This window comes from Flagellimonas amoyensis, assembly GCF_003058265.1.
In the GTDB taxonomy this organism is placed as follows: domain Bacteria; phylum Bacteroidota; class Bacteroidia; order Flavobacteriales; family Flavobacteriaceae; genus Flagellimonas; species Flagellimonas amoyensis.
The window spans coordinates 219414-240889 of sequence record NZ_QBUK01000007.1 but is presented as its reverse complement, the minus strand read 5'-3'; the positions used below and the strand labels follow the sequence as shown (position 1 = coordinate 240889).

General features: G+C 46.7%; 13 protein-coding genes and 2 tRNA genes. 8 read left to right on the top strand and 7 right to left on the bottom strand.

What is annotated here, in order from left to right; genetic code table 11:
* The first annotated feature begins 61 nt into the window (after nucleotides 1-61).
* Nucleotides 62-1678, top strand: coding sequence for an aminopeptidase P family protein (locus DB398_RS11780; RefSeq protein ID WP_108424583.1), 1617 nt, complete (start codon nucleotides 62-64; stop codon nucleotides 1676-1678).
* 2 nt (nucleotides 1679-1680) lie between these two features.
* On the opposite strand, the gene thrC is transcribed toward DB398_RS11780, so the two are convergent.
* From thrC to thrA, 3 genes are all read right to left on the bottom strand, one after another.
* A complete protein-coding gene (gene thrC / locus DB398_RS11775; RefSeq protein ID WP_108424582.1) occupies nucleotides 1681-2973 on the bottom strand; it encodes a threonine synthase in 1293 nt (430 codons plus the stop codon).
* Between the two features lie 123 nt (nucleotides 2974-3096).
* Nucleotides 3097-4029 carry a homoserine kinase gene (locus tag DB398_RS11770; protein ID WP_108424581.1) on the bottom strand — a complete coding sequence of 311 codons (933 nt, stop codon included), beginning with the start codon at nucleotides 4027-4029 and terminating at the stop codon, nucleotides 3097-3099.
* Between the two features lie 2 nt (nucleotides 4030-4031).
* Entirely contained in the window at nucleotides 4032-6476 is a 2445-nt protein-coding gene (thrA, locus tag DB398_RS11765; protein ID WP_108424580.1) for a bifunctional aspartate kinase/homoserine dehydrogenase I, read from the bottom strand.
* A 261-nt stretch (nucleotides 6477-6737) separates the two neighbouring features.
* Between thrA and DB398_RS11760 the strand changes: the two genes are divergently transcribed.
* Nucleotides 6738-8273: an NAD(P)H-hydrate dehydratase gene (locus DB398_RS11760; protein ID WP_108424579.1), complete on the top strand. Its 1536-nt coding sequence runs from the start codon at nucleotides 6738-6740 to the stop codon at nucleotides 8271-8273.
* Here DB398_RS11760 and DB398_RS11755 read toward each other — a convergent pair.
* The gene (locus tag DB398_RS11755) at nucleotides 8270-8689 is read right to left on the bottom strand and encodes an STAS/SEC14 domain-containing protein (RefSeq protein WP_108424578.1); all 420 of its coding nucleotides are present in this window, start codon (nucleotides 8687-8689) and stop codon (nucleotides 8270-8272) included. The genes DB398_RS11760 and DB398_RS11755 overlap by 4 nt on opposite strands.
* Nucleotides 8690-8846: 157 nt before the next feature.
* On the bottom strand, nucleotides 8847-11399 hold the full coding sequence (locus DB398_RS11750) for an ATP-dependent Clp protease ATP-binding subunit (protein ID WP_108424610.1): 2553 nt from the start codon (nucleotides 11397-11399) through the stop codon (nucleotides 8847-8849).
* A 260-nt stretch (nucleotides 11400-11659) separates the two neighbouring features.
* Between DB398_RS11750 and gyrA the strand changes: the two genes are divergently transcribed.
* The gene (gene gyrA / locus DB398_RS11745; RefSeq protein WP_108424577.1) at nucleotides 11660-14185 is read left to right on the top strand and encodes a DNA gyrase subunit A; all 2526 of its coding nucleotides are present in this window, start codon (nucleotides 11660-11662) and stop codon (nucleotides 14183-14185) included.
* Nucleotides 14186-14219: 34 nt separating this feature from the next.
* The gene (locus DB398_RS11740; RefSeq protein WP_108424576.1) at nucleotides 14220-15482 is read left to right on the top strand and encodes a tetratricopeptide repeat protein; all 1263 of its coding nucleotides are present in this window, start codon (nucleotides 14220-14222) and stop codon (nucleotides 15480-15482) included.
* Between the two features lie 47 nt (nucleotides 15483-15529).
* On the opposite strand, the gene DB398_RS11735 is transcribed toward DB398_RS11740, so the two are convergent.
* Nucleotides 15530-16282, bottom strand: coding sequence for a C40 family peptidase (locus DB398_RS11735; protein ID WP_108424575.1), 753 nt, complete (start codon nucleotides 16280-16282; stop codon nucleotides 15530-15532).
* An 18-nt stretch (nucleotides 16283-16300) separates the two neighbouring features.
* Complete coding sequence (locus DB398_RS11730; protein ID WP_108424574.1) at nucleotides 16301-17476, bottom strand: acetyl-CoA C-acyltransferase; 1176 nt, start codon at nucleotides 17474-17476, stop codon at nucleotides 16301-16303.
* A 113-nt stretch (nucleotides 17477-17589) separates the two neighbouring features.
* Here DB398_RS11730 and DB398_RS11725 point away from each other — a divergent pair, with 113 nt between their 5' ends.
* The 4 genes from DB398_RS11725 to DB398_RS11710 all read left to right on the top strand — a co-directional run bounded on the left by DB398_RS11725 (nucleotide 17590) and on the right by DB398_RS11710 (nucleotide 21386).
* Complete coding sequence (locus tag DB398_RS11725) at nucleotides 17590-19611, top strand: HD family phosphohydrolase (protein ID WP_108424573.1); 2022 nt, start codon at nucleotides 17590-17592, stop codon at nucleotides 19609-19611.
* Nucleotides 19612-19726: 115 nt separating this feature from the next.
* Nucleotides 19727-19810, top strand: a tRNA-Ser gene (locus DB398_RS11720).
* An 18-nt stretch (nucleotides 19811-19828) separates the two neighbouring features.
* Nucleotides 19829-19903, top strand: a tRNA-Pro gene (locus DB398_RS11715).
* 226 nt (nucleotides 19904-20129) lie between these two features.
* Nucleotides 20130-21386 carry a site-specific integrase gene (locus tag DB398_RS11710; RefSeq protein WP_108424572.1) on the top strand — a complete coding sequence of 419 codons (1257 nt, stop codon included), beginning with the start codon at nucleotides 20130-20132 and terminating at the stop codon, nucleotides 21384-21386.
* Nucleotides 21387-21476 lie beyond the last annotated feature (90 nt).

The window sequence follows — 21476 nt, the reverse complement described above, 5'->3', positions numbered from 1 at the left end:
GCTCTTTTTTTACGAATGACCTTTTCATAAAAAGTTGTATTTTGAGCCAAATACCGATCACATGAAAAATCTCATACGAAACACCTTATTCTCTATGATGTGGGTATCATTGGCCATGGCCCAAGGAACCCCGACCGATTATCTGTCCGCTGATTTCCACAAGCAAAGAAGGGACGAGGTCAGAAAATTATTGCCCCCCAATACCGCGGTGGTCCTTTTCGCCAATGCCGAAAGAAACCGGGCGAACGACGTGGATTACATTTACCACCAAGACCCCAATTTTTATTATTTGACGGGATATAAGGAACCCAACGCCGTGCTGGTCCTGTTCTCCGAACCCCAGACCGATGTATCGGGCAAACAGTTCAACGAGATCATTTATGTGCAGGAGCGCAATGCAAGGGCAGAGCAGTGGACCGGGAAACGGTTGGGTGTTGAAGGCGTGAAGGAGAAATTGGGCTTCGATATGGTCTATAATGGAAAGGAGTTTGTCAACTTTCCCGTTGATTTTGCAAAGTTCGATATCGTCTCCTTTGTGGATTTCAAAAACGATTATCGCGATCAAAGTGGCAATGCCGACCTTTTCGATTTGATAAAGACATTCAAGGAAAAAGCAAACTATCCATCAGATTACAATCCTGTCAGAAACGAGCTCTATGCCATGATCTCTTCGGATGATGGAAGCAAAACGGATGAGTTGGTAGAGACGGTCGAAAGGTATATGAACCGTTTTCCAGAGATGAAGGAAGATGAATTTCTGAGCGATTTTGTCAATGCATCCAACGATGACCTTCGCAAGGAAATCAAGGACAAGGTGTTGGTGGTCAGGCAATCCAATAATTTGGATTCCAGGGTATTGCCCATGGCCATGGCAAAATTGAGGGAGACCAAGACCCCTGAGGAAATGAAATTGTTGCGAAAGGCCGTCGAGATTTCCGCTGTGGGGCAGATCGAGGTCATGAAGGCCATGCATCCCAACATGTCGGAGACCGAGATACAGGGCGTGCACGAATATGTCTATAAAAAATATGGTGCCGAATACGAAGGTTACCCATCCATAGTGGGTGGCGGCAATAATGGTTGTATCCTCCATTACATCGAAAACAACAAGATGGAGGTCGGGACCGACCTTGTGCTGATGGACCTTGGCGCGGAATATCATGGCTATACGGCCGATGTGACACGTACCATCCCTGCCAATGGAAAGTTTACCGCAGAACAAAAGGCCATCTATGACATCGTTTACAATGCCCAAGAAGCGGGAATAAAAGCTAGTGTGGTAGGAGCTCCGTTCCAGGCCCCGGGAAGGGCCGCTTATCAGGTGGTGGCCGAAGGTTTGCTCAAACTGGGCATTACCAAGAGCGAAGATGAGACCAAGACCTATTTTCCCCACGGCACCTCCCATTATCTCGGATTGGATGTCCATGATCAAGGTACCTATGTACCGTTCCAACCCAATACAGTGATCACTGTGGAGCCCGGCATCTATATTCCAGAAGGCAGTGCGTGCGATAAAAAATGGTGGGGCATTGCCGTGCGTATCGAAGATGATATCCTCATCACTGAAAACGGACCGGTCAATCTATCCGAGATGGCCCCAAGGACCACGGAGGCCATTGAAGCCATGATGAAACAGCCCAGTCCGTTGGACGATTTTAAACTGCCCAAACTGGATTGATTTTAGGCCAGCAAAAATTCCTTGAGTTCTTCGTAAGAGGAAATGATACGGGATTTTTTCTCTCGGTCCATCACTTTTTGGATTTGGGGAGGAATGGCCGGGCTTAAGCCCAAGGTCCCTTCCACCACGTCCAAGAACTTGACGGGATGCGCTGTTTCCAGAAAGATACCAAAGGTATCCGGATGCTTTTTTTGGTACTCCTTCAGACCTAGATACCCCACTGCGCCATGCGGGTCCATAACGTATCCTGTGTTGATGTGGACTTCCTTCATTGCCTTTCGGGTCATTTCGTCCGTGAACGAATAGGATGATAAGTTTTCACGCAGGGTGTCCAAGTCATCTTTGTAGAGGTGCCTGATACGGATAAAGTTGCTCGGGTCCCCAACATCCATGGCATTGGAAATGGTGGCAACGGAAGGAACGGGTTCATAAGTTCCCTTTTCCATGAATTTGGGAACCACGTCGTTCACATTGGTGGAGGCCACGAAATGTTGTACGGGCATCCCCAATTTTTGGGCCACCATGCCGGCGCAGATGTTCCCGAAATTTCCGGAAGGTACCGAAAACACGATTCCCCTTCTTTTGGATTTGGCCTGCTTGTAGGCGAACAAAAAGTAGAACAGTTGGGGCAGCCATCGAGCCACATTGATGCTATTGGCTGAAGTGAGCTTTTTATGGTCCGTTATGCCCGAATCCAAAAAAGCGGTCTTGACCATGCGTTGGCAATCATCAAAGGTGCCATGCACCTCCATGGCCTCGATATTTTGCCCCAAGGTGGTCAGTTGCTTTTCCTGGATATCGCTCACTTTTCCGCTAGGGTAGAGGATAACGACCTTTACGCCATCAACTCCAAGAAAACCATTGGCAACAGCACCCCCGGTATCCCCTGAAGTGGCCACCAAAACGGTAACATCCTGTTTTTCCCCTTGCGAAAAATAACCAAGGCAATTGGCCATGAACCGAGCCCCCACATCCTTGAAAGCCATGGTTGGGCCATGGAAAAGTTCCAAGGTGGCCACATTGTCCTCGATCTCCACCACAGGAAATTCAAAATCCAAGGTGTCCGCGATGATTTCTTTCAGCACATCATCGGGAATGTCCCCGTTCACAAATTGATGGATGGCCCTGAAAGCAATCTCATGGTCGGACAGGGATTCGATCTCATCAAAAAAGGCAGGAGACAATGCATCGATGCGCTCTGGGAAATATAGTCCTTTGTCTGGAGCGATACCTGCAATGACAGAATCTTTAAATGAGGCTTGTATATTTTGGTTGTTTAGGCTGTAGAATTTCACACGAATAAATTTAGATTAATAAACATATTTATATGTGATCGAATTGATTTTATCAGAAGTCCAAGGCATTGTGCGATGAGCGGTCAATTGAAAGGTAAAGGTCATGGGGCTTACGTCTATTTTCTAATCTCTTATGTCTATTATCTTTACGCCTTGGGCATTTATTTTGGAGATGTGTATGTCAAAATCGATTCCGATGGGTTGGTAGGTTTCCTTCATGGATTGGGCCACTTTTTTGGCATGCTCTTCCCCTTTGCTGAGGGCAAAAATGGAAGGCCCTGAACCTGATATCCCACTTCCAAGTGCCCCGGCCTTAAGTGCGTTGGCCTTGATATCGTCAAAGGCCGGTATAAGGATGGAACGGATGGGTTCCACGATATGGTCGTGGAGGGAACGCCCGATGAGGTCATAATCACTTTGGAAAAGACCCGCAATCAATCCACCCAGATTTCCCCATTGTTGGATGCCCTTTTCCAAGGAAATGGTCGTTTTCAGTATTTTTCGGGAATCGGAGGTCTTGACCTCTATCTGCGGATGGATTACGGTGGCATACAATTCGGAAGGGGTGGGTATGGAAATGATGTCCAATGGATCATAACTCCGTACCAAGGTGAACCCGCCATAAATGGCAGGGGCAACATTGTCGGCATGGGCCACATCACTGGCCAGTTTTTCGCCCTGCATGGCAAATTGTACCAGTTCCAAGTTGGAAAACGGTTTTCCCAGCAGTTCGTTCATGGCCCAAACGGCACCTGCGGAACTTGCTGCACTGCTGCCGATACCACTTCCCGGTTTTATCCGCTTATCGATTTCTATCTCGAACCCACCGTCGTAATCACTTTTTGCCAAAAGGGCCAGGCCTGCTACGCCCGAAACGTTTTTTTCGGTTTCCAGAGGAAGGTCCTGTCCGATAATTTTAGTAATCCGGATGCCTTTTTCTGTGGTCTTTCTAACGATCATCTCATCGCCCACAGATTCCAAAGCGAGTCCGAGCACATCGAACCCGCATGAAACGTTGGCAATGGTGGCGGGGCAGAATATTTTGATTTCTTCCATGGTCAAAAATTTCCGATTCGTATGATATCGGCAAAGATACCCGATGCGGTGACATCGGCACCTGCACCGGCCCCTTTTATGATCATGGGTTGGTTGGGGTAGCGCTCTGTGAAGAACAGCACAATGTTGTCGCTACCTTCCAAATTGTAAAAATCATGTCCCTTTGGGATCCTTTGCAGACCTACCTTGGCCTTGCCATCCTCGAACTGGGCCACATATTTTAGCTTACAGTCCATTTTGGCGGCTTCCTTGTACATAGCCTGAAAATCGGTCTCATATTTTTTCAAGGACTCAAAAAAGGCATCGTTGGAATTGGTTTCCAAGCTTTCTTGGGGCAAAAACGATTCGTTTTCAATGCTGTCGATATCCAGTTGGTTCCCACTTTCCCTGGCCAAGATCAAGATTTTGCGCATCACATCGATACCGCTTAGGTCAATGGTCGGGTCAGGTTCGGTATAGCCCTGTTCCTGGGCCTGTTTCACCACATCGTGAAAGGTGACGGAATCATTGAAAGTGTTGAACACAAAATTAAGGCTGCCGGAAAGTACGGCCTGTATCTTTTTCACCTTGTCGCCCGAAGCAATAAGGTGTTTTAGGGTATCGATGATGGGCAATCCAGCACCCACGTTGGTCTCGAAGAGGAAAGGTGCATTGTATTTTTTGGACAGTTCCTTCAGTTCCCTGTAGTAGGCATAGTCCGAAGAACACGCAATTTTATTGCAGGTCACCACGGAAATGCTATTTTTAAGGTAATCGGGATAACTTTGTGCCACTTCCAAATTGGCGGTGTTGTCCACGAACACACTATTGCGAAGGTTCAGGGATTTCACCCGGTCAAAGAAAGCCTGTTTGTCCGCTTTTTCGCCATTGGCCAATTGGCTTTCCCAATCCTTCAAGGCAATCCCGTTCTCATCAAAGACCATCTTTCTGGAGTTGCTGATGCCGATGACCCGGATATTGAGTTTGAGCTCTTCCTTCAGGTATTTTTTCTGTTGACGAATCTGTTGAAGGAACTTGGATCCCACATTGCCCACACCCATCACGAATAGGTTGAGCTGTTTGATGTTCTCCTCAAAGAAGGTCTCGTGCAGCGAATTGAGCGCTTTTTTCACATCATCCTTTTTGATGACCGCCGAAATGTTCCGTTCTGATGCGCCTTGGGCGATGGCCCTGATGTTCACATTGTTCTTGCCCAAGGTGCTGAACATTTTACCGCTCAGACCTTGATGACTTTTCATATTGTCGCCCACCAATGCCACAATGGTAAGGTCCTTTTCAACGATCACGGGTTTTATCTTCTTGCTGGAGATCTCATAGGCAAAGGTGTCGTTCACCGCTTCGGCGGCCACATCAACATCCTCGTCCGCAATGCCCACACAGATGGAATGTTCGGAAGAGGCCTGGGTGATTAGCACAATGCTGATGTTTTTGAGCGAAAGGGTCTCGAAAAACCGCTTGGAGATTCCAGGGATACCGATCATGCCCGGCCCTTCGAGGGACAAAAGGCTGATATTGCCCACATGGCTGATTCCGCGGACCGTCTTTCCATTACCGTTATTGTTCTTGGCAATCAAAGTGCCCGGATTCTCAGGCTCAAAGGTGTTTTTGATGGCAATGGGAATCTCTTTGCCCAAAACGGGTTGGATTGTGGGCGGGTAGAGCACCTTAGCTCCAAAATGTGAAAGTTCCATGGCCTCCTCATAGCTGATATGGGAAACACATTTGGCCTGCTTTACCAGTTTGGGATTGGCTGTGTACATACCGCTCACATCGGTCCAGATTTCCAGGAGACTTACCTGTTGTGCCGCCGCAATGATGGCCGCTGTATAATCCGAACCGCCCCTGCCCAAAGTGGTGGAATTGCCCGATCTGCTCGACGCCACAAACCCGGGAAGTACGGTGATCTTATGTGCATCCGCGCTAAAAAAGGCATTGCAATTGGCATTGGTCTTCTCAAAATCCACATTTGCCTTGCCGTAGTTATTGTCCGTGATGACGAGCTCGCGGCTGTCCTTGAAAGCGGCATCCAATCCTTCGGATTTGAAAAATTCGCTGATGATATAGGAAGAGAGCAACTCACCATAGCTTACGATCTTGTCTGAAAGTTTTGGGGTGAGCTCACCGATCAAAAAAGATCCTTCCAACAGGGTTTCCAAAGTGTTGAGGTCGCTTTTTACCTTGCTCAACACGGTGCTCTGTGCGCGGACTGGGACAAGTTCCCTGATGGCGGAAATGTGTCTGTCCTCGATTTGCTTTAGGGATTCTTTATAAGCGGGGTCTTGGTTGGAAGCCAAGCGGGAAGTGTCCAACAAAAGGTCGGTAACTCCACCAAAAGCGGAGACAACGACCGCTATCTGTTCACTGTTGTTTTTTTCGACAATGGATTTGACTTTGCGAATATTGTCTGGATTGGCCACGGAAGTGCCACCAAATTTTAAGATTTTCATGATGAAAAATTCTGTTGTACTAAATTATTGAAAAGAGTAAAAAAACGGACGGATGATATATAGCAGACTTACCCCAAAGGGGTGGTGATGGTGATGGTGAAGATAGATGAAAGTGACTTCATCTTTTTGGGTTCCATATCCGTTTGTTTTAGCTGCATTATGCTGTAATGAGGTGATAAAAGTAGTACATTTGGATACTTCATCAAATCCTTTGTGATGTTTTTTGCGAAATCCTCACGAATGACCAATATTTTTTGCTGAATGAAAATTTTTTCCGCATCTCAAATCTATCAAGCTGACAAATCCACAACTGAAAAACAACGGATTTCCAGTGATGAACTCATGGAACGCGCCGCCACACAGTTATTTGAGTGGATCCATTCCCGATTACGGGGCACACAGGTAAGGATCCAGCTCTTCTGTGGCATAGGGAACAATGGCGGTGATGGTATGGCACTTGCCCGTCAATTGTTGGAGCATGGCTATTCCATCAAGGTCTATGTGGTCAATTATAGTGAAAAGCGGTCCAAAGATTTTCTTTTGAACCTGGAACGGTTGAAGGAGCGGAAACTTTGGCCCGATTTCTTGACCAAGGACAGTGAACTGCCCGAGATCTCCCCGGATGATATTGTGGTGGATGCCATTTTTGGCATTGGCCTGAACCGGCCGCCGGATGCATGGGTGGGCCAGTTGATCCAGTACATCAATGAGTCGCGCGCCTTTGTACTGGCCGTGGACATTCCTTCGGGACTGCCTTCGGACAACGCTCCTTGGAATCCTTCCCATGTGGTGCGTGGGAGTTATGTCTTGAGTTTTCAGGTGCCCAAGTTGGTATTCTTCCTTCCCGGAACTGGGGTCTATGTCAACCAATGGGAGTTATTGGACATTGGTCTTGATGAAGAGGTCCTCCAAAAAACGGAAACGGATTTTGAACTGATAGGTCGGCCAGAAGTCTTGCCCATGTATCGTCCCCGACTCAAGTTTTCCCATAAGGGAACCTACGGACATGCCATGATCATTGGCGGGAGTTATGGTAAAATAGGAGCGGTGCAATTGGCGAGCAATGCCTGCCTTGCCGTTGGAAGTGGTCTTGTGACGGCCTTTATACCCAAATGTGGATATGATGCTTTACAAACTGCAGTGCCCGAGGTGATGGTTTTGACGGGTTCCAGGGATAAGACCATTTCAGGTATAGAAATTCCATTTGAACCTACTGCGGTCGGAATCGGCATGGGAATTGGCATGGACGATGATACGGTTGCGGCCTTTGGAACCTTCCTGAAAGAAATGCAAAGGCCCATGGTCATCGATGCCGATGGATTGAACATTCTGGCCAAGCATACTGATATGTTGCAAGATGTTCCCGGTCTGTCGGTGCTTACGCCGCATCCCAAAGAATTGGAACGATTGGTGGGAAAATGGAAGGACGATTTTGAGAAATTGGCCAAGACCAAGGCTTTTTCCGCCAAACATAATGTAGTTGTGGTCATCAAAGGGGCGCATACGATTACGGTGTACAAGGGAGATGGCTATGTGAACACCAGTGGGAATCCGGGTATGGCCACAGCAGGTAGCGGTGATGTGCTAACGGGGATGATCACAGGTTTGATGGCACAAGGGTATCCTGCTTTGCAGGCAGCCATCTTTGGGGTGTATCTACATGGGTTGGCCGGCGATGTCTGTGCTTCCAAAAATGGATATGAGGCCGTGAAAGCTTCTGGGATCGTGAAACATATTGGAAGTGCCTATATGGAGCTGTTACAACAACCTGAGGCCGAAAATGATAACGGGTCCTAGGCTTTGTCCTTGCCTTTATTGCTCCTTACTCTTTTCTTTACCCAAGCAAGAGCGTTGTCAAATTCTATGAAGAACTCCATGTGTTTTTTGTAGAACAACTTTTCAATCTTGAAGTTGTGCATGTCTATTTCCTTCTTGGAGACGATGGCAAAGGCCTTGAGGTTGTCCATTCCCCTTACGTAGTTGTATATGGTGGGGTCCACGGCATAGGAATTTTTTCTTAGGCTGATGTAGCCGAAATTCCTGTCCCTGAAATGTATCTCTGATATTCCAATGATCTGGTAGGCCCTTTCCAGGGTAACAGTGACTCCTTCGTCAAAGCTGGATACCATGTAATCATCAAAAACTTGTACGGTGCCAATATCCAAACGGTATTCGCGTACAACAACCGTCTTCTTAGTAGAAGTGAATTTCATCCCCAAATGTAATTATAGTGTCTCTTCAACGAAAGTATATGGAAAGCGAGGGGAGGTGAAAAATACTAGATTAAACGCGCAAATATCGTTTGTATGGTAAGATGTCATAAAAAAAGCTGGCCATGGGCCAGCTTTGTATTTGGAGTGTAGCTGATTGCTACTCGGTCTCAGGTGACTTTTCAGTCTTCTTTATTTTGATGGTGAGCTCCTCTTTTTTCTCGTCCAGGTCCATAAAGATACTGTCCCCTTCCTCGAGTTTGGAGTTCACGATCTCTTCGGCAAGCACATCCTCGATGTATTTTTGGATGGCCCGCTTCAAAGGTCTGGCACCATACTGCTTGTCAAAACCTTTATCGGCAATATAGTCCTTGGCCTTGTTGGAAAGACTGAGGTCGTAACCAATGTCCTTGATCCTTCTGTAAAGCTTGTCCAACTCAATATCGATGATCTTATGGATGTCCTCTCTTTCCAATGGATTGAAGACGATCACATCATCTATCCTGTTGAGGAATTCAGGGGCAAAGGCTTTCTTGAGCGCACTTTCTATGACACTCTTTTGATGGGTGTCTTCCTGTGCCTTTTTTGCAGCCGTTCCAAATCCGACGCCTTGACCAAAATCCTTCAACTGACGGGCCCCGATATTGGAGGTCATGATGATGATCGTGTTCCTGAAATCGATCTTGCGTCCAAGGCTGTCTGTCAAGAACCCATCGTCCAAAACCTGCAAAAGCATGTTGAACACATCTGGGTGTGCCTTTTCCACTTCGTCCAAGAGAATCACGGAATACGGCTTGCGACGTACCTTTTCGGTCAACTGTCCACCTTCTTCGTAACCCACATATCCGGGAGGTGCACCCACCAATCTGGATATGGCGAATTTTTCCATGTATTCGCTCATGTCAATGCGGATGAGGGCATCTTCGGAATCAAAAAGTTCCTTGGCCAGAATTTTGGCCAACTGTGTTTTTCCGACCCCTGTCTGTCCCAAAAAGATAAAGGACCCAATAGGTTTGTTGGGATCTTTCAGTCCGGCGCGGTTACGCTGGATGGCCTTGGCCACTTTGGCCACGGCTTCGTCCTGTCCGATCACAAAACCTTTGATCAGGTTGGGCAGTTCGGCCAATTTGTTGCTTTCGGTCTGCGCAATCCTGTTCACGGGTATGCCGCTCATCATGGAGACCACATCGGCCACATTGTCCTCGGTCACGGTCTCCCTGTGGAGTTTGCTTTCCTCTTCCCAACGCTCTTGGGCGGCGGCCAAATCTTTCTCCAGTCGTTTTTCATCGTCACGGAGCTTGGCGGCCTCTTCATATTTTTGTTTTTTAACCACGCTGTTCTTCAGTTCGCGCACATCTTCCAACTGGCTTTCCAGTTCCAAGATCTGTTTGGGCACGTCCATGTTCACAATGTGCACGCGGGAACCGGCCTCATCGAGTGCATCGATGGCCTTGTCCGGCAAAAAGCGGTCCGTCATGTATCTATTGGTCAATTTTACGCAGGCAACAATGGCCTCGTCCGTATAGTTGACGTTGTGATGGTCTTCGTACTTGCCTTTGATGTTCATCAAAATTTCGATGGTCTCCTCCACAGAAGTGGGCTCCACCATCACTTTTTGGAATCGACGTTCCAAGGCACCATCCTTTTCAATGTATTGTCTGTACTCGTCAAGGGTCGTTGCGCCGATACATTGGATCTCGCCCCTTGCCAAGGCAGGTTTGAACATGTTTGAGGCATCCAGACTTCCTGTGGCACCTCCGGCCCCGACAATGGTGTGGATCTCGTCAATGAACAAAATGATGTCATCGTTTTTTTCCAGTTCGTTCATCACCGCTTTCATGCGCTCTTCAAACTGGCCACGGTATTTGGTCCCGGCCACCAATGAGGCAAGGTCCAAAGTGACCACGCGTTTGTTGTACAGGATGCGGGAAACTTTTTTGTTGATGATGCGCAACGCCAATCCTTCGGCGATGGCACTTTTACCCACACCGGGCTCACCAATGAGCAGTGGGTTGTTCTTTTTCCTTCGGCTCAATATCTGGGAAACGCGCTCGATTTCCTTTTCGCGGCCCACCACGGGGTCGAGTTTGTTGTCCTCGGCCAAACGGGTGAGGTCACGGCCAAAGTTGTCCAGCACAGGCGTCTTGGATTTCTTGCTGCCCTTTTGCCCGGGATTGGACCCGAAGGTGCTTTCTTTTCCATCACCCACATCATCGGCATCTCCTGGAAAGGATTCCGCCTGTGGGGAATCGATATAGTCATCGTCACTGGTGATCATGGATTTGAACTGTTCTTTGACATTGTCGTAATCCACTTTCAATTTGTGCAGCAATTTTGTTGTGGGATCGTTCTCGTTCCTAAGGATGCAGAGCAATAGGTGCGCCGTATTGATGGAAGAACTTTGAAAAAGCTTTGCTTCCAAAAAAGTGGTCTTCAATGCACGCTCGGCCTGTCGGGTTAGGTGCAGGTTCTTTTTGTCCTTTTGAACAGTTCCCGTGTTCGGATTGGCAGGGCTCAGGATTTCCACCTTTCTGCGAAGGTGTTCCAGATCCACGTCCAATGCGTCCAATATGTTGATGGCCTTGCCATTTCCATCTCTCAAAAGACCCAGCATCAAGTGTTCCGTTCCAATGAAATCATGGCCCAATCGCAGGGCCTCCTCCTTGCTGTATGCTATAACGTCTTTTACTCTTGGGGAAAAATTATCGTCCATAGGTTTCTTTTTCAGCAATTAAAATTAATAAAAGTATTGTTACATAGGTCAAATACCGTACCCATATTCGACAAACTAGTGGTAAATGTCGGAATAAGGCGGCTTTTTTTACTGTTTTAACATAGCTTTATTACTGTGCGGCGACCCCTGTGCAACTGTTGATAATTTTTTTAATAAAGTAAGTGCCAAGGGCGGTAAAAGCTCCTATTTTCTGTATATTGCCATGATATTTTAACCACAAAAAACAATAAGATTTTAGCATGGCTGAAGGAGAAAAGTTAATTCCTATCAACATTGAGGATGAGATGAAATCTGCCTACATCGATTACTCGATGTCGGTCATTGTGTCACGTGCCCTGCCAGATGTTCGGGATGGGCTCAAGCCGGTTCACCGAAGAGTGCTCTTCGGGATGCACGAACTGGGCGTTAGATCTACAAGTGCACATAAAAAATCTGCCCGTATCGTAGGGGAGGTTTTGGGTAAATACCACCCCCATGGGGATACTTCTGTCTATGACACCATGGTGCGTATGGCCCAGGAATGGAGCCTTCGGTACATGCTCGTCGATGGTCAGGGAAACTTCGGTTCCGTGGATGGCGATAGCCCAGCGGCCATGCGTTATACGGAAGCCAGAATGCGGAAGATCGCAGATGAGATGTTGGCCGATATCGATAAAGATACCGTGGACCATCAACTCAATTTTGATGACTCCCTCCAGGAACCCACCGTTCTTCCCACCCGTGTTCCCAACCTTTTGGTGAACGGGGCTTCAGGTATTGCCGTGGGTATGGCGACCAACATGCCGCCCCACAACCTGTCCGAAGTGGTGGATGGGACCATTGCCTACATCGACAACCACGATATTGAGATAGATGAGCTGATCACCCATATCAAGGCTCCCGATTTCCCAACAGGGGGGATCATTTATGGGTATGAAGGGGTAAAAGAGGCTTTCCATACAGGCAAGGGCCGTGTGGTGATGCGTGCCAAGGCCTCGTTTGAAGAGGTGCAAGGCAGGGAATGCATCATCGTGACCGAGATACCCTACCAGGTGAACAAGGCGGACATGATCAAAAAGACCGCCGACCTGGTAAACGAAAAGAAAATTGAAGGAATTGCATCTATCCGAGATGAATCGGATAGAAAGGGAATGCGTATCGTTTATATCCTTAAGCGGGACGCCATCCCCAATATTGTACTGAACACCTTGTACAAGTACACGGCCCTCCAGTCGTCCTTCAGCGTGAACAACATCGCCTTGGTCAAAGGTAGGCCACAATTGTTGAACCTGAAGGAAATCATACACCACTTTGTGGAACACAGGCACGAGGTGGTGGTGCGCAGGACCACTTTTGAACTCAAAAAGGCCGAGGAGCGCGAGCATATCTTGCAAGGACTTATCATTGCATCGGACAATATCGATGAGGTGATCGCCATCATCCGAGGTTCTTCCAATGTGGACGAGGCACGTACCAACTTGATGGAACGCTTCAAACTGTCCGAGATACAGGCAAAGGCCATCGTGGAGATGCGTTTGCGCCAATTGACCGGATTGGAGCAGGACAAACTCCGTGAAGAGTACGAAGAGTTGTTGAAGACCATAGAAGACCTGAAGGACATTCTTGCCAAAAAAGAGCGCAGGATGCAAATCATCAAGGAAGAATTGTTGGAGATCAAGGAAAAATATGGTGACGAAAGAAGGTCGGAAATCAACTATGCTGGAGGAGACCTTAGCATAGAGGACATGATTCCGGATGAGCAAGTGGTGATTACCATTTCCCATGCCGGATACATCAAAAGGACCTCGCTTTCGGAATACAAGACCCAAAACAGGGGAGGTGTGGGCCAAAAGGCATCATCCACCCGAAATGAGGATTTCTTGGAGCATTTGTTCGTTGGGACCAACCACCAGTACATGTTGTTCTTTACCCAAAAAGGAAAATGTTTCTGGATGCGTGTCTATGAAATTCCTGAGGGAAGCAGGACTTCCAAAGGAAGGGCCATCCAGAACCTGGTCAACATCGAAATGGATGATAAGGTCAAGGCATTCATCTGTACACAAGATCTTAAGGATGAGGATTATGTGAACGGACACTATGTGATCATGGCCACCAAAAAGGGTATTGTGAAGAAAACCTCTTTGGAGCAATATTCACGCCCTAGACAAAATGGTATCAATGCCATAACCGTGAGGGACGATGATGAATTGTTGGAAGCCAAGTTGACCACGGGTGCCAGCCAGATATTCCTTGGTCTGAAATCAGGGAAAGCCATTCGTTTTGAGGAAAGCAAGACCCGACCTATGGGTAGAAATGCTTCCGGTGTTCGAGGGATCACCTTGGCAGACGATAAGGATGAGGTGATCGGAATGGTTTCCGTGCACAATATGGAAGAGGATATCCTCGTGGTTTCTGAAAATGGGTATGGGAAACGCTCCACCATTGAGGACTACAGGATCACCAACCGAGGAGGAAAAGGAGTTAAGACCATTTCCATTACCAGTAAAACTGGAGGTCTTGTGGCTATAAAAAATGTGACGGATACCGACGATTTGATGATCATCAACAAGTCTGGAATAGCCATACGGATGAGCGTAGAGGACCTTAGGGTTATGGGTAGGGCCACACAAGGGGTGCGCCTGATCAACCTGAGGGACGGCGATTCCATTGCTGCAGTGGCCAAGGTCATGAAGGAGGACGATCCCGTGGAAGAAGCCGATATCCTTGATATTGAGGTGAAAGGGGAAGATGGCACGGCGATTGATAACGATAACGAGAATAATTAAATAAACACAAACACTAAATAATTACATTTTTGACATGAAGACTAGAATTTTAATACTACTTGCTCTAGGGATTTCAACTATGGGTTTTTCCCAAAAGGATGAAATCAAGAATGCGGAAAAAGCCTTGAAGGATGGAGATGCCGCAGCAGCAAAAACTGCATTGGAAGGAGCAGCTTCCACTATTGATGCCGCCGATGATAAGATGCAGGCACAATACTATGCCGTAAAAGGAAACGTATATTCCGATTTGGCAAAAAAAGGGGATGCAACAGCATTTGAGCCAGCAATCGAAGCCTATAACAAAGTTATTTCCGTTGAAGAGGCCAGTGGTAAATCAAAGTATACCCCCGTGGCTAAGGAAAAATTGTCCCAAATGACAGCTGATCTAGTGAATGCAGCAGTAGAGGACAACAACAACCAGAAGTATAGCGAAGCTGCCGAAAAACTCTACATGGGCTACAAACTAAGCCCACAGGACACCATTTATCTCTATTATGCGGCCAATAGTGCAGTGAACGGACAGAACTATGAAAAGGCGCTGGATTACTACAATGAGCTTAAAGAAGTGAACTACGATGGTAGTGGAGTCACTTATACTGCTGTCAACATTGAAACGGGAGAGACCGAGACTATGGACAAATCGACCCGTGATCTGTATGTAAAAGCTAATACACACAAAGACCCAAAAGAAGAAAAGAGCCCATCCAAGAAGCCGGAGATCGTAAAGAACATTGCCTTGATCTATCAGCAATTGGGTGACAATGAGAAAGCTCTTGCGGCATACGCTGCTGCCAGGGCCGAAAATCCTGAAGATGTAAACCTTGTATTGGGAGAGGCCAATCTACACTACACTCTGGGTGATAAGGACAAGTTCAAGGAAATGATGGCACAGGCATCAGAAATGGCCCCTGACAATCCAGATTTGCTTTACAATATCGGTGTGATCAATATGGAGCAGGGCAATTTGGAAGAAGCAAGGGATGCCTACAAAAAAGCATTGGCCATCGACCCAGGTTATATCAATGCCCTATTGAACCTTTCTACTACTTATGTGAACGAAGGGAATGGTCTGATCGATGAGATGAATGCCTTGGGCAGCTCAAAAGCGGATATTGCCAAATATGACGAATTGAAAAATAAAAAAGACAGTCTTTTCAAAGAAGGGGCAAACGTTCTTGAAAACGCCTTGAAAACCAATCCTGATAATGAAAGTATCCTTACCCAATTGAAGAACATCTACGGAGCTTTGGGAGATACCGAGAACTTTATGAGGATGAAAAAACTGTTGGGAGAATAAACCTCAACCTTCAAAGTAAAAAGAAGCCCCACAAAAATGGGGCTTTTTTATATGATCTTTTTAATGACCCGAAGCTTGTGGGTATATGACTTTTCTTGAGTATTGAAGATGCCCGTATGGTCCAATCGGTCTATGCGGACATGGCCGTTCACGTGGATGATATAATTGTCCCTCAATATAATGCCCACATGGTCGATGGTGCCATCCTGGTCATCAAAAAAGGCAAGGTCGCCAGGTTCACTTTCTTCAATAAAACTCAAGGCTTCCCCTTGTTTGGATTGGGTCCCGGCCTTTCGTTCAAGGGCATAGCCGTTTATTCTGTAGACCATCTGCGTAAAACCGGAGCAATCTATGCCAAAAGGAGTCTTTCCTCCAGCCAGATAAGGGGCCTTCAAGTACATAAAGGCTGTGTCCACCAAATTTTCTTTGGGTTTCACTTCACTGATATGGCTCCCTTCAAAGGAATGGCCCAAGAACGATGAGGAACTTACCATCGAACCCAAAAGTACAGGGAGCAACATGCCATCATCGGTACAAATGTGCGAAATGATGTCAGCGGATATTTTCTGGTCCTGTCCCAGATCCAATTGTTGGTACATTTCCTCGGAAATAAGGATGATCTGGTTATTGGAAGCCCAACCTTCATAATTGTCATGGGCCGTCCTGATCTTGCTCCACTTTTTGCGATGTTCCAAGACCTTGAAATGTTCACCATATAAGAGCTGGGAGGACATTTCGGATGAATCATCGGGAGCTGTTCTGATGGGAACAATGCTCAGTGGACAAATTCCATATTGCATTTACAGTAGATTGAATCGCTAGTATTTTTCCAAAACAATTGCAGATGCGCCGCCACCTCCGTTACAAATGGCCGCTGCACCCAATTTGGCATTGTTCTGTTCCAATATGTTCAGTAACGTTATGGTGATTCTGGCACCGGAACAACCCAGGGGATGTCCCAAGGATACGGCACCTCCGTTCACGTTCACGTTGGAAGCGTCCAGTCCAAGAAGTTTCATGTTGGCAAGTCCCACAACCGAGAAAGCTTCGTTGAACTCAAAAAAATCGATGTCCCCAATGGAAACCCCCGCCCGATCCAGCGCTTTGGGAAGGGCTTTTGCAGGGGCAGTGGTGAACCATTCCGGTTCATGGGCGGCATCTGCATATCCTTTGATGACAGCCAATGGCTGTAGGCCCAGTTCCATGGCTTTTTCCTCACTCATGAGCACCAGGGCCGCAGCACCATCATTTATGGTAGAGGCATTGGCAGCCGTTACCGTACCTTCTTTGGTGAAAGCGGGACGGAGCGAAGGAATTTTGTCCAGTTTTACATTCTTGTATTCTTCATCCTCACTGACCACGATGGGTTCTCCTCTTCGTTGGGGCACTTCCATGGGAACAACTTCATTGTTGAACTTTCCTGCTTTCCATGCATCCGCAGATCTTTGATAGGATTGGATGGCATAGGCATCCTGATCTTCACGGCTGAATTCATATTTGGAGGCGCAAGCATCTGCACATACACCCATTGCATTTTGATCATAGGCATCCACAAGGCCATCCTTTTGCATACCATCGAGCAATGTGGAAGGACCAAACTTGGTCTCGCTCCTCAAATAGGCATAGTGGGGGATAAGGCTCATATTTTCCATGCCGCCTGCCACTACAATGGAATTCTCGCCTAGGGCAATGGATTGGGCCGCCTGCATTATGGATTTCATTCCAGAGGCACACACCTTGTTCACCGTTGTGCAGGGAACGGTATTCGGGATACCGGCATAAATGGCGGCTTGTCTGGCAGGGGCCTGCCCTGTTCCGGCCTGTACCACGTTCCCCATCAGCACCTCTTCCACCAGCTCGGGCTTCAAATTGATTTTGTCCAGGGCACCTTTTATGGCCACGGCCCCCAATCTGGGTGCCGGAACGGTGGAAAGCGACCCCATAAAGCTCCCGATCGGGGTTCTGGCGGCTGAAACGATGACGACTTTTTTCATATGTGCATTTTTACTTCTGCGAAAATACTAAAATTAAATGCAAAGCTATAAGAGGGCACAAGCCCATCATGTTCGTTAATATTTTCTATTTTTGATGTTGACAGCACTCGGCTATGGGAAAAACATTGGATAATATCTATAAACACCAATCACTGGTTTACAAGTATTTCCTCTATTTTGTCTCCGTTGCCTTGATTGTCTTCTTTTTTCCGAAGGGCGGAAAGTTCAAGTATGATTTCCAAAAGGGAAAACCTTGGCAATACGAGAACCTATATGCTCCCATCGATTTTTCCATTCAAAAGTCCCAAGAGGAAATAGCCCAAGAACAACTCACGATCCGTAACAACAAAACGGATTATTATGCCTTTGAGGCCAATGTGGTAGCGAATGTCAAGTCCGAAGTGGAAAAAGGTCTTGGCGCCATGTTTTCTTCACAACAAAGGCGCGAACTCTGGAACTTGGCCGAAGAAGCCATCGATGAGGTATATGCTGCAGGGGTTTTTGAAGAGCTCCCCCAGACCAGTTCCATCGTGGTGGTGAAGAACAATGAGGCCCTTCCACTGGGGAGCAATGGCTATCTGGATGTTACTGGGGCCAAGCAAAAAGTGTCCAGAAAGTTTTCCGATAGTGGCAATTCAGGAGCTTCCAGTGCAGAGGAGCTTGTGGAACAGAGCATAAAGCCCAATCTGGTATATGACCGATCTTTGACCGAAAGCGCGTTGACCGACGAACTTTCGAAGATTTCCTACACGAGGGGAGAAGTGCTCCAAGGAAAACTCATCATTGCAAAAGGAGAAATTGTGGAGGCGGAGGACTTTAAAGTCTTGAGTTCGCTAAAAGATGAATACGAATCCGAACTTTGGAGGGGGAACAATTACTATTTCATTTTGTTGGGATATATCATTTTGGTAGCCTTGGTACTGATCATGTTGTTTCTCTTCATCAAACGCTATCGGGGTGATATTTTCACGAACAACAACAAGGTCACTTTCATCTTCTTCAATGTCCTGCTCATGGTCCTTGCCACTACCTTGATGGTGAAACACTATGAAAACTATGTTTATATGGTGCCGTTGTGCATTCTGCCCTTGGTACTCAAAAATTTCTTCGATGCCAGATTGGGCCTTTTTGTCCATGTGTTGACGGTACTCATCCTAGGTTTTGTGGTGCCCAACAGCTTTGAATATATCTTTTTGCAGATCATTGCCGGTATCGTTACCATTTTGACGGCATCTGAGCTGTATAAAAGGGCCAATCTTTTCATTTCGGTAGGGCAGATCACTTTGATCTATATCATTGGTTATTTTGCCTTCCATGCCATCCATGAGGGGAATCTGGAGAATATTGAATGGATCTTGTTCGGGGTTTTTGTCCTGAACGGACTTTTGACGCTTTTTGCCCAGCCACTGATCTATATGTTCGAAAAGCTTTTTGGGCTGATATCCGATGTTTCATTATTGGAACTTTCGGATACCAATTCCAAATTGCTCAAGGAACTGTCCGATAAGGCTCCGGGAACCTTCCATCATTCCCTGCAAGTAGCCAATCTTGCCGAGGCCGCGGCAAATGAAATCGGGGCCAATGCCATGTTGGTAAGGGTGGGGGCCCTGTACCATGATATTGGCAAAATGGAGCACCCGACCTACTTTACCGAAAACCAGATCACGAGTGTGAACCCGCACGACGATTTGCCCCCCATGGAAAGTGCAAAGATCATTGTGGATCATGTTATTGATGGCATCGAGATTGCGCGAAAGCACAATCTGCCGGATCGTATCATTGATTTTATACGGACCCATCATGGAACCACTTTGGTCTATTATTTTTTCAAAAAGCAGCAAGAACTGGACAAGGAGGTGGACGAGGATGATTTTAGATATCCCGGTCCGATTCCCTTTTCCAAGGAGACGGCCATTCTGATGATGTCTGATGCTGTTGAGGCTGCCTCCAAAAGCCTGAAAAACCCAACTTTTATAGCGATAGATGAGTTTGTGGAAAAGATTGTGAAAGGGCAGATGCAGACCAATCAGTTTTTGAATGCCAATATTACCCTGAAAGAAATAGAAATGGTCAAGAAAGTATTGAAGCAAAAGCTCACGAACATCTACCATTTGAGGGTGGAATATCCAGAATAGCAGAGGGATGCAAACTATTGGTTCAAAAAAATGGAAAAATAGTTGCGATCTATTGGATGAAAAGGTACATTTGCATCCGCATTTTTGGAGTGCACGTTCAGGAAAAAAATTAATAGGAGAGGTGCCGGAGTGGTAACGGAGCAGATTGCTAATCTGTCGACGGGTAACCGTCGCCTGGGTTCGAGTCCCAGTCTCTCCGCTTTTCCAAATAATAGTTCGGGGTGTAGCGTAGCCCGGTTATCGCGCCTGCTTTGGGAGCAGGAGGCCGCAGGTTCGAATCCTGCCACCCCGACGGAATGGGTTTTAACAGAACCCATAAAAAGGTTAATCAAATGAATTTCAAGGAAATACATTTTTTTTGAATTCATTTGATTGCCTTTAAAACCATATCAAAAGTTACCTATTCGGTTACCTGTTTTTAACCGATTTTTTTCACTACTTTGGTAACTATCAAGCATTTGACTTTCGTTTCGATTTGACTTTCAAAAAAATCGAATATTCAACTAAAGCGAGAGTCTATGGACACTTCAAGAACTTTCAGTATTCATTTTTGGCTGAACCTGGCCAAGGAAAAAGAGGGTCTGGCACCCATTTATGCACGGATCACCGTGGACGGGAAACGTGCCGAAATCAGTCTTAAACGAGTTACCCAGGTTACCTTTTGGGACACAAATGCTAAGAAAACAACTTCAAGATCGACCGAAGGGAAGCAATTGAACAACTATTTGGATCAGGTCCATGCCAAGCTATTGGCCTGTCATAAAGAATTGTCTTCCGATTTTGAACTGGTCACCGCACAATCCATAAAATCGAGGTTCACGGGAGTGGATTCGAAGCACAAGACCTTGTTGCAATTGGTGACCTATCACAATGAGAACACGAACGGGACCTTAATGCCCGGCACCCTGAAGAATTATTATACCACAGAGAATTATCTCAAGCTGTTCCTGCGCAGGTACCATAGGACCGGAGATATCTATCTTAGGCATATACGGTATGGATTTATCATCGATTTTGAACAGTTCCTGCGAAAGGGACCATCCCTGCAAGGATCGAACCCCCTCAACAACAATGGGGTGATGAAGCATCTTTCTCGATTGAAGAAATTGATGAACTTCGCTTTGGACCTGGAATGGGTGGACAAAAACCCCTTTGCCCGGTACAAGTTGAAGATGCACAAACACGAAAGTGAGTTTTTGGAAAAGCATGAGTTGGAAACCTTAAAGAATGCTTTCGTTCCCGAAGAAGGTCACCGAATCGCTCGGGATGTCTTTGTCTTCTCCTGTTATACGGGACTGTCCTATATTGATGTGAAAAAGTTAAAAAAAGGGAACGTGGTCCGTGGAGTGGATGGTGGGTTCTGGTTGTTCCTGGAACGCACCAAGACCAGATATCCACTCAGGATCCCACTTTTGGAAGAGGCCATGGAGATCTTGGATAAGTTCAGGGATGTCCCCATTGTTGAAAACAATGGTCTTTTGCCTGTCCTGACCAACCAAAAAATGAACAGTTATATCAAGGAGGTCGCAAAAAGAATTGGAATAGATAAAAAGCTTACTTTCCACTCAGCAAGGCATACTTTTGCAACAACAGTGACCCTTTCCAATGGTGTCCCCATTGCCACGGTTTCCAAACTTTTGGGCCATACCAAGATCACTACCACCCAGATCTATGCACGGGTATTGGAAGAAAAGATAAGTGCGGATATGGATGGCCTTAGGACCGTTTTGAAAAATGACGGGGGACGTATTGGTAACAAAGTTTCGGGGCGGTAATGGAGATGGGCTTTGGCATATTTGAGTTGGCACAATGGGTTTGGCCATGGGCCTAATTGTTCAAATCAGAGGCCATTGATGAAACTTTTA

Coding starts and splice junctions, on each gene's coding strand:
- DB398_RS11780 (WP_108424583.1), top strand. CDS start 62: ATGAAAAATCTCATACGAAACACCTTATTCTCTATGATGTGGGTATCA.
- DB398_RS11770 (WP_108424581.1), bottom strand. CDS start 4,029: ATGGAAGAAATCAAAATATTCTGCCCCGCCACCATTGCCAACGTTTCA.
- thrA (WP_108424580.1), bottom strand. CDS start 6,476: ATGAAAATCTTAAAATTTGGTGGCACTTCCGTGGCCAATCCAGACAAT.
- DB398_RS11760 (WP_108424579.1), top strand. CDS start 6,738: ATGAAAATTTTTTCCGCATCTCAAATCTATCAAGCTGACAAATCCACA.
- DB398_RS11755 (WP_108424578.1), bottom strand. CDS start 8,689: ATGAAATTCACTTCTACTAAGAAGACGGTTGTTGTACGCGAATACCGT.
- DB398_RS11750 (WP_108424610.1), bottom strand. CDS start 11,399: ATGGACGATAATTTTTCCCCAAGAGTAAAAGACGTTATAGCATACAGC.
- gyrA (WP_108424577.1), top strand. CDS start 11,660: ATGGCTGAAGGAGAAAAGTTAATTCCTATCAACATTGAGGATGAGATG.
- DB398_RS11740 (WP_108424576.1), top strand. CDS start 14,220: ATGAAGACTAGAATTTTAATACTACTTGCTCTAGGGATTTCAACTATG.
- DB398_RS11735 (WP_108424575.1), bottom strand. CDS start 16,282: ATGCAATATGGAATTTGTCCACTGAGCATTGTTCCCATCAGAACAGCT.
- DB398_RS11730 (WP_108424574.1), bottom strand. CDS start 17,476: ATGAAAAAAGTCGTCATCGTTTCAGCCGCCAGAACCCCGATCGGGAGC.
- DB398_RS11725 (WP_108424573.1), top strand. CDS start 17,590: ATGGGAAAAACATTGGATAATATCTATAAACACCAATCACTGGTTTAC.
- DB398_RS11710 (WP_108424572.1), top strand. CDS start 20,130: ATGGACACTTCAAGAACTTTCAGTATTCATTTTTGGCTGAACCTGGCC.